The organism is Mesotoga sp. UBA5557 (genome assembly GCF_002425715.1).
Lineage (GTDB): Bacteria > Thermotogota > Thermotogae > Petrotogales > Kosmotogaceae > Mesotoga.
Map to the genome: position 1 here is coordinate 1 of NZ_DIMV01000053.1, position 4,500 is coordinate 4,500.

Consider the following 4,500-nt stretch of genomic DNA (forward strand, 5'->3'; position numbering starts at 1 on the left):
GGGAAGATCATGTTCGAAATAGGAGGAGTGCCTGACCAGCTTGCGAAAGAGGCTCTCGAAAAAGCTGCTTCGAAGTTACCTATCAGAACAAAGATAGTACCGAGGTATCAGATAGGAGGTGAGCTCTGATGAAAGCAGTCGAACTTCAAAAGTTCACAGATGAAGAACTCACTCAGATGCTCGAAGATTCAAAAAGAAAGCTGATGGACCTCAGGTTCCAGCTGGAAATGAACAGGTTGAAGAACCATTCCCAGATAACTGTAGTAAAGCGCGACATAGCCAGGATAAAGACTATCCTTCGCGGTCGTGAGCTGGGGATAAGGAGGTAGTCCGCCATGCCAAGAAAGACACTAGTAGGAACGGTAGTAAGTGACAAGATGGATAAAACGATTGTAGTAAGTGTAACAAGAACGCATATACATCCCTTCTATGGGAAGACGATGAAAACTACTAAGAAGTATCACGCAGATGATCCAGAAGGTCTTGCTGGAATGGGCGATACAGTTGAAATTGAAGAGTGCAGACCCCTTAGCAAGATGAAGAAGTTCAAACTCGTTAAGGTTCTCAAGAAGGATATCTACACGGGAGAAATTACCGAAACTCCCGAGACCGTTGAAGGTTCCGGAGGTGACCAGAAATGATTCAGTCTGAATCTTACCTGAAGGTCGCCGACAATTCCGGTGCGAGAATGATTAAGGTCATTCAGGTTACCGGTGGTTACAGAAAGAGATCGGGAACCATNNGACATAGTAGTTGCTGCAGTAAGGGATGTTGCGCCGAACACAGATTTCAAGAAAGGCGATATAGTGAGGGCCGTGCTTGTGAGAACTGCTAAAGAGATTCGAAGACCTGACGGCACTTACATACGCTTCGATGATAATGCTGCGGTGATTATTGATAAGCAGAACCAGCCCAGAGGGACACGTGTCTTTGGACCTGTAGCTAGGGAGATCAGAGATAAGGGATTTTCGAAAATCGCTTCTCTAGCTCAGGAAGTCTGGTGAGGAGTGACGCAAATGAGTAGAGTGAAGAGAGAAGACATTGTAATGGTGATATCTGGTAAAGACAGGGGCAAGAAGGGCAAAGTTCTTAAGACAATTCCCTCGGAGAAGAAGATAATAGTTGAGGGTGTCAACTTCACGAAAAAGCATCAGAGACCAACCAATCAATACCGTGAAGGTGGAATAATTGAAAGGGAATCTCCAATATATGTTTCGAAAGTGATGGTTGTCTGCCCCAACTGTAATAAGCCTACGAGAGTCGCGCACAAAATCCTTGAGAATGGCGAAAAGGTTAGAGCCTGCAAGAAGTGCGGCGAGATAATCGATAAGGTCTAATGGGGAGGAATTGTTGATGGCATACGAATACGTCCCTTTGAAAGATAGATTTGAAAATGAAGTAGTCCCTACCATGACTAAGGAATTTGGTTATAAGAACAGGCTGGAAGTGCCAAGAGTCTCCAAAATAGTAGTAAACATGGGTATTGGAGAGGGATCTAGAAATGCGGATCTTCTCGATCTCCATGGTAAGGAATTGATGACGATAGCGGGACAGAAGCCAGTGGTGACGAAAGCCAAGAAGAGTATAGCCAACTTCAAACTTCGTGATGGAATGCCGGTGGGATTGAAGGTTACCCTCAGAGGTCCAAGGATGTACAACTTCCTTTACAAGCTGATAAATATTGTTCTTCCGAAGCTGAGGGACTTCAGAGGCGTTGATCCGGACTCGTTTGACGGCAGAGGCAATTATGCAATGGGACTTCCCGAACAGCTAGTCTTTCCCGAAATTGTGCCAGATCAGATAAAACGAGTTCAGGGAATGGACATAATAGTTGTTACCACGGCCAAGACTGACGAGGAGGCCAGAAGGTTGCTTGCACTTCTAGGACTTCCTTTCAAGAGAGTCATGGTCTAAGGAGGTAGGTGCATGGCGAAGAAATCATTAGTCGAAAAGTGGAAACGAGAACCCAAGTTCAAAGTAAGGAAATATAACAGATGCAATCTTTGTGGCAGACCTAGAGCAGTGTATAGAGAGTTCGGTCTTTGCAGAGTGTGCTTTAGACAGCTGGCTTCCGAGGGAAAACTCCCCGGTGTGAAGAAAGCAAGCTGGTGAGGAGGGAAATGTAATGTGGAGTGATCCCATAGCCGACATGCTCACTAGAATAAGAAATGCCAACGCTGCCTTCAAGGAGAGCGTGGATATACCGGCTTCTAACCTGAAGAAGAAGCTTCTGGATATTTTGAAGGCGGAAGGCTATATAGACGATTATAAATACATAGAGGATGGCAAACAGGGTGTCTTGAAAGTCTTCTTGAAGTACAAGGGAGACAGAAGGCATAAGATCAACGTCATCTCTGGAATCGTNNATGTACGTGAACAAGGACAAACTTCCGAAGGTAAAGTCAGGTATGGGAATAGCAATTGTAAGTACTTCCAGCGGAGTGATGACAGACAAGCAGGCCCGTTCGCAAGGCGTCGGCGGCGAAGTCATCTGCTACGTATGGTAGGGGGGAATTCTGATGTCTAGACTACTTAAGCATTCCATAAAAATCCCTGCTGGTGTATCATACAAAATCGAAGGAAACTTGATCACTGTGAAGGGACCGAAAGGCGAGCTGAAACAGGAACTCCTTCCTCTTGTGAAGATCGAAGCCGGCGAAAAAGAGCTCTGGGTGAAGTCAAATGAGGATGTTGTGATAAGAAAGAGCGATTACAAGAGATTGGCCAAGTATGCCGGGACCTTTTGGTCGCTAATAAACAACATGGTCGTGGGTGTTACACAAGGGTTTGTTAAGGAACTCGAAATCGTTGGAGTAGGTTACAGAGCTCAGCTTCAGGGAAAGAAACTTGTAATGAATCTCGGTTACGCTCATCCGGTTGAGGTCGATCCTCCTGCTGGAATAGAGTTTGAAGTGCCAGCGCCGCAGGCTATAGTTGTCAAAGGAATTGACAAGTACTTGGTTGGCCAGGTTGCTGCGAACATCAAGCGATGGAGAATACCGATCGTTTATTCCGGAAAGGGAATACGTTACAAGGGAGAAGCAATCAGAACTAAAGTCGGTAAGAAGGTCTAATCAAGGAGGCGGCTGGAGTGTTCAAACATAAAGATAAAAAGGAACAAAGGCGAAAGAGACATCTTCGCGTCAGGTCTGCAGTTTCCGGAACATCGGAAAGACCGAGACTAGCAGTCTTCAGAAGCGAGAAGCACATATATGCTCAACTAATAGACGATTCCAAGGGAGTAACCCTTGTTGCGGCCTCGACGGTAGACAAGGAGATTAGAGGTTCTGTTGAGAAGACATGGAATGTCGATGCTGCGAAAAAGGTTGGGGAGCTCCTCGCGAAGAAGGCGAAAGACAAGGGAATCACCAGCGTGGTCTTCGACCGTGGAGGATTCAAGTTCCATGGAAGAGTCAAGTCACTTGCCGAGGGCGCTCGAGCAGGTGGACTACAGTTCTGAGGAGGTGAAGAAGATGGCTGAAGAGATGAAGAATGATCGCAATTCGAAATCTTCACGCGATGGAAGAAGAAGCCCCAGAGCTTCCAGAAACGCCCCTGTGGAAAAGCAGGTTGAAGACAACGAATTTGAAGAAAGAATCATTGAAATACGTAGAGTGACGAAGGTGGTCGCCGGCGGCAAGAACTTGTCTTTTAGAGTTGTTGCAGTTGTGGGCAATCGAGATGGAAAGGTCGGTCTTGGAATTGGTAGCGCCAGGGAGGTCCCCACTGCAATCAGGAAGGCAGTGCTGGAAGCCAAGAAGAATGTTACTGAAGTTGCGGTAAGAAACGAAACCGTACCACATGAGACAATTGGAAGACAGGATTCTGCAAAGATAATGCTTAAGCCTGCCGGTCCAGGAACGGGAATTATCGCTAACTCGCCTGTTAGGGCGGTCGTTGAGCTGGCAGGGGTCAAGAATATCCTAACGAAGTCCCTTGGATCATCGAACACGCTCAATATGGCTAGAGCTGCTCTGAATGGTTTGGTTAGTCTGAGATCTCCCCAGGATTTTGCGAAGCTAAGGGACGTACCTCTGAAGGCGGTTTTCCACGGAGTCAACGAGGAGGAAGGTCAGTAATGGCAAAGAGTTTGAGAATTCGATTAATAAAGAGTCCGATTGGTTATAACAGAAGACAGCTGAAGACGGTTAAGGCACTTGGTCTTGGAAAGCTGGACAGTGAAGTGGTTCAGCCTGATTCTCCGCAGATTAGAGGCATGGTGAATGCAGTGCGACATCTTCTTGCTGTTGAAGAACTTGATAACTGAAGGGGGTAGGAAGATGGCTTTTAAAGTTGAGGATCTAAGTCCGACGCCCGGTTCGAGAACAAGAGAGAAAAGAATAGGACGCGGTACCGGTTCGGGAATGGGAAAGACCGCCACCAGAGGCCACAAAGGCCAGGGAAGAGCGACAGGCAAGGTGGCTGCACGCTTCGAGGGCGGACAGACACCCCTATTCAGAAGAACACCAAAAAAAGGGTTCAAAAACCGAGGTTCTATAG

11 protein-coding genes and 2 pseudogenes are annotated in these 4,500 nt (G+C 46.8%); all 13 read left to right on the forward strand.

Annotated features, from left to right (window positions below; all coding sequences use genetic code 11):
* Nucleotides 1-129: ribosomal protein L16 (locus B3157_RS06335; protein WP_292589690.1), on the forward strand; the 129-nt coding region annotated here is incomplete at its 5' end.
* Complete coding sequence (gene rpmC / locus B3157_RS06340) at nucleotides 129-329, forward strand: 50S ribosomal protein L29 (RefSeq protein ID WP_099772028.1); 201 nt, start codon at nucleotides 129-131, stop codon at nucleotides 327-329. The genes B3157_RS06335 and rpmC, both read left to right, overlap by 1 nt.
* Nucleotides 330-335: 6 nt before the next feature.
* Entirely contained in the window at nucleotides 336-641 is a 306-nt protein-coding gene (gene rpsQ, locus B3157_RS06345) for a 30S ribosomal protein S17 (RefSeq protein ID WP_349680373.1), read from the forward strand.
* A pseudogene (gene rplN, locus B3157_RS06350) lies at nucleotides 638-1,004 on the forward strand (50S ribosomal protein L14). Before rpsQ ends, rplN begins: the two are co-directional and overlap by 4 nt.
* A gap of 12 nt (nucleotides 1,005-1,016) precedes the next feature.
* A complete protein-coding gene (gene rplX / locus B3157_RS06355) occupies nucleotides 1,017-1,337 on the forward strand; it encodes a 50S ribosomal protein L24 (RefSeq protein WP_099828915.1) in 321 nt (106 codons plus the stop codon).
* Between the two features lie 16 nt (nucleotides 1,338-1,353).
* A complete protein-coding gene (gene rplE / locus B3157_RS06360; protein ID WP_099828916.1) occupies nucleotides 1,354-1,914 on the forward strand; it encodes a 50S ribosomal protein L5 in 561 nt (186 codons plus the stop codon).
* Between the two features lie 12 nt (nucleotides 1,915-1,926).
* A complete protein-coding gene (locus B3157_RS06365; protein ID WP_214078149.1) occupies nucleotides 1,927-2,112 on the forward strand; it encodes a type Z 30S ribosomal protein S14 in 186 nt (61 codons plus the stop codon).
* Nucleotides 2,113-2,125: 13 nt separating this feature from the next.
* A pseudogene (gene rpsH, locus B3157_RS06370) lies at nucleotides 2,126-2,507 on the forward strand (30S ribosomal protein S8).
* Between the two features lie 12 nt (nucleotides 2,508-2,519).
* Nucleotides 2,520-3,074 carry a 50S ribosomal protein L6 gene (rplF, locus tag B3157_RS06375; protein ID WP_214060612.1) on the forward strand — a complete coding sequence of 185 codons (555 nt, stop codon included), beginning with the start codon at nucleotides 2,520-2,522 and terminating at the stop codon, nucleotides 3,072-3,074.
* 17 nt (nucleotides 3,075-3,091) lie between these two features.
* The gene (gene rplR, locus B3157_RS06380; RefSeq protein WP_214060611.1) at nucleotides 3,092-3,460 is read left to right on the forward strand and encodes a 50S ribosomal protein L18; all 369 of its coding nucleotides are present in this window, start codon (nucleotides 3,092-3,094) and stop codon (nucleotides 3,458-3,460) included.
* Nucleotides 3,461-3,473: 13 nt separating this feature from the next.
* Nucleotides 3,474-4,079, forward strand: a complete 606-nt coding sequence (gene rpsE / locus B3157_RS06385) for a 30S ribosomal protein S5 (RefSeq protein ID WP_099828920.1) — start codon at nucleotides 3,474-3,476, stop codon at nucleotides 4,077-4,079.
* Nucleotides 4,079-4,267: a 50S ribosomal protein L30 gene (rpmD, locus tag B3157_RS06390; RefSeq protein ID WP_292589686.1), complete on the forward strand. Its 189-nt coding sequence runs from the start codon at nucleotides 4,079-4,081 to the stop codon at nucleotides 4,265-4,267. Before rpsE ends, rpmD begins: the two co-directional genes overlap by 1 nt.
* Before the next feature lie 13 nt (nucleotides 4,268-4,280).
* Nucleotides 4,281-4,500 (forward strand): 50S ribosomal protein L15 (gene rplO / locus B3157_RS06395; RefSeq protein WP_292589688.1); only part of this gene is annotated, 220 nt, incomplete at its 3' end.

Excerpts from the sequence above, each read along its gene's own strand:
- rpmC (WP_099772028.1), top strand. The coding sequence starts at position 129 with ATGAAAGCAGTCGAACTTCAAAAGTTCACAGATGAAGAACTCACTCAG.
- rpsQ (WP_349680373.1), top strand. The coding sequence starts at position 336 with ATGCCAAGAAAGACACTAGTAGGAACGGTAGTAAGTGACAAGATGGAT.
- rplX (WP_099828915.1), top strand. The coding sequence starts at position 1,017 with ATGAGTAGAGTGAAGAGAGAAGACATTGTAATGGTGATATCTGGTAAA.
- rplE (WP_099828916.1), top strand. The coding sequence starts at position 1,354 with ATGGCATACGAATACGTCCCTTTGAAAGATAGATTTGAAAATGAAGTA.
- B3157_RS06365 (WP_214078149.1), top strand. The coding sequence starts at position 1,927 with ATGGCGAAGAAATCATTAGTCGAAAAGTGGAAACGAGAACCCAAGTTC.
- rplF (WP_214060612.1), top strand. The coding sequence starts at position 2,520 with ATGTCTAGACTACTTAAGCATTCCATAAAAATCCCTGCTGGTGTATCA.
- rpsE (WP_099828920.1), top strand. The coding sequence starts at position 3,474 with ATGGCTGAAGAGATGAAGAATGATCGCAATTCGAAATCTTCACGCGAT.
- rpmD (WP_292589686.1), top strand. The coding sequence starts at position 4,079 with ATGGCAAAGAGTTTGAGAATTCGATTAATAAAGAGTCCGATTGGTTAT.